At 34.1% G+C, this 2,454-nt stretch carries 3 protein-coding genes; all 3 read left to right on the forward strand.

The features are described 5' to 3' along the window. A partial coding sequence (locus J3U37_RS11975) for a DUF2345 domain-containing protein (RefSeq protein WP_267375099.1) occupies positions 1-644 on the forward strand: 644 nt, incomplete at its 5' end. A gap of 10 nt (positions 645-654) precedes the next feature. Beyond that, positions 655-1,653, forward strand: a complete 999-nt coding sequence (locus tag J3U37_RS11980) for a hypothetical protein (RefSeq protein ID WP_267375101.1) — start codon at positions 655-657, stop codon at positions 1,651-1,653. A 155-nt stretch (positions 1,654-1,808) separates the two neighbouring features. Further along, a partial coding sequence (locus J3U37_RS11985; RefSeq protein WP_267375103.1) for a hypothetical protein occupies positions 1,809-2,454 on the forward strand: 646 nt, incomplete at its 3' end.

Consider the following 2,454-nt stretch of genomic DNA (forward strand, 5'->3'; position numbering starts at 1 on the left):
GTGGCATCTTAGCTTATGCGCAAGAAGGCATTGCATTAACCAGTCCGGAAAACATCCAGCTATCAACCGGTAACAGCGTGAGTATTACGGCGGAAAACCAAACCGACATTACGGCATTAAAAAACATCACGGTATCTTCGGGAGAAGCGATAGGATTATTTGCCCACAAATCGGGGATGAAGGTCTTTGCCAATCAAGGGGATATTGACATACAAGCCCAAAATGCCAACCTGAATATGGCCGCAAAACAAGATATCAACATAGACAGTGTTGACGGCAAACTGACCATTACCGCCAGCAAAGAGCTAACCTTAATCTGTGGCGGCTCGTATATCAAAATCAGCAGTAAAGGCATAGAGCTTGGCACACCAGATAACGTTAAGCTTAAATGTAATGTGATGCAGAAGATGGGGCCGAAAAATATGGCCCGTAATCAATTAGCATTACCGTATATTATTGGTGATTATGCGGTTAAATTTATCTGTAAAGATGAGACCGGAAAAATCTATGCCAATGAGCGTTATATTGCTACGTTACCCGATGGTAGGAAGATACAAGGGCAAACCGATAAAAATGGATATACCCAATCATTTCATTCTACAAATGAAAATGAAACAATTACACTGGAATTAATTAGTAGGTAAGTTAATCAATATGCCAAATGAGAACACTCAAAAATGTAAAGTTTTTACAGCCCAAACAAGTAAGCTTGAAAATGGAGAGGTTGCTGTTGAAGAAATTATATTAGAAAACGTACCGATACCTCTATTTGTGCTATTTGCTTATGGTGGCACTGGCGCAGAGGACTTTTTAAGAGCTGCCGAATTTAAAAAACAACGATTACAGTTTAAATACCCGGATGCGGAAGTGAGAATCATAAAAGGTTTTGAGCATCCACCACAATTTAAAGCTGAATGGACAAAACTATATAATGAATTAACTAACTCAGAAACAGCTTGTAAATATGCTTTGTGGCAAGTTCATTATTTTGGGCATGGTGATATACGTTATTTGACTTTCAGATATGATGCAAGAATATATTTTAACGAGCATGATAATATGAAACGTTTACCCTGGCATCCAAATGAAGGTATTTTTGTATTACATTCATGTCGAGGGGCTGCTTATGAAGATACAAGGAATAAAAAAGATATAGAAAATCAAAGTTGTTTAGCGAACACTATCTCAATACTTCAACAAACTCGTTGTTTGGGACAAGTGACTTATGGAAATTTTAATGCTCTTGACATAATAACTGATAATAATAAAGTGGCTATGCCATTAAGTAAGCGGGCAACTATTTTTTATCCAAAAAACAAATGGGAAGCAGATATTATAAATAAAGCAAAATATAGGTCTCATTATGCTTATAATTACGCTAAGAATTATTCGAAAAAACCGGTTGTTTTATGGGGTTATGCTTTACTAACAAATGATACGAAAGAAAGAACATTATACAACAAACAAATGTACGAGAATAATAAAAAAATTCAAAATTCAAGTTTACCAAAATTATATCCAATCTATCAGGAAATGGAAAAACTTGCGGGTAAAAATCAAATCCTTCCTTGCAGGGTATTTAATAATGGTAAGTTAGAAGAGCGCATTGTTGAAGTAGATGTATTTAATCAAAATGATTTGGAGTATATTTGATGAATTATTTTGTTAAAACGACCAAGTTGATACCAAAAAAGTTGATAATCTATGTAATTATTTTTTGTATTATTATCGTTCTTAGTTTTATCTATCTATACATTGATAATTCAAAAAATCTAAATCATGAACTTAATCAACCAGAAGATTTAATTATGGACTTTACAATTTACCCTTCAACCATTCCTGAAAATCAATTATTACGTATAGACGAAGCTAAAAAGCTGTATGAATCAGCATTTGATGATGGCGTATATTACGGAGTAACTCATCCAGAAAAGTTAATAAAATTTCTAAAGCATGCCTGGCAATGGGATAAAAATGCCATGCCGTATTATTACTCTCTCCTTACTTGGCATAAAATCTTTGATGAAGATTACAAAGAAGAAGGGATGATCTCATTTATAGAATTTATGGATAAGTATCGGGATCAGTTAGTGGATAGTGCAGGTAACCCATTAGTAGAGCCAGTAGTGTTTAAAAATTTTGATATGAGCAATTATTTATGGGATAAGTTTGCTGATTTAAAATATCCTTATTTTGCTTATAGTAAGGCTTATAGTTATGCGCCCTGTTGGTATGATGAACAAGGAATAGCGCAACTATGTACAGATGAGCAATTAGAAAAAAGTATTGAGTATTTAAACTATGCGATTGAAGGTGGTTATCATTGCTACGAGGATTTGATGGTCCGAATGTTATTTCAACAAGCCGCTCACTATAAAGATCAGAAATATGAACAGCTGAATAAATTAACCGAATACCGTAAAGTATTAAAATCAGACGATTTAAAACAGGCAA

The organism is Gilliamella sp. B3172 (assembly GCF_026536465.1).
In the GTDB taxonomy this organism is placed as follows: Bacteria; Pseudomonadota; Gammaproteobacteria; order Enterobacterales; family Orbaceae; genus Gilliamella.

Coding starts and splice junctions, on each gene's coding strand:
- J3U37_RS11980 (WP_267375101.1), top strand. CDS start 655: ATGCCAAATGAGAACACTCAAAAATGTAAAGTTTTTACAGCCCAAACA.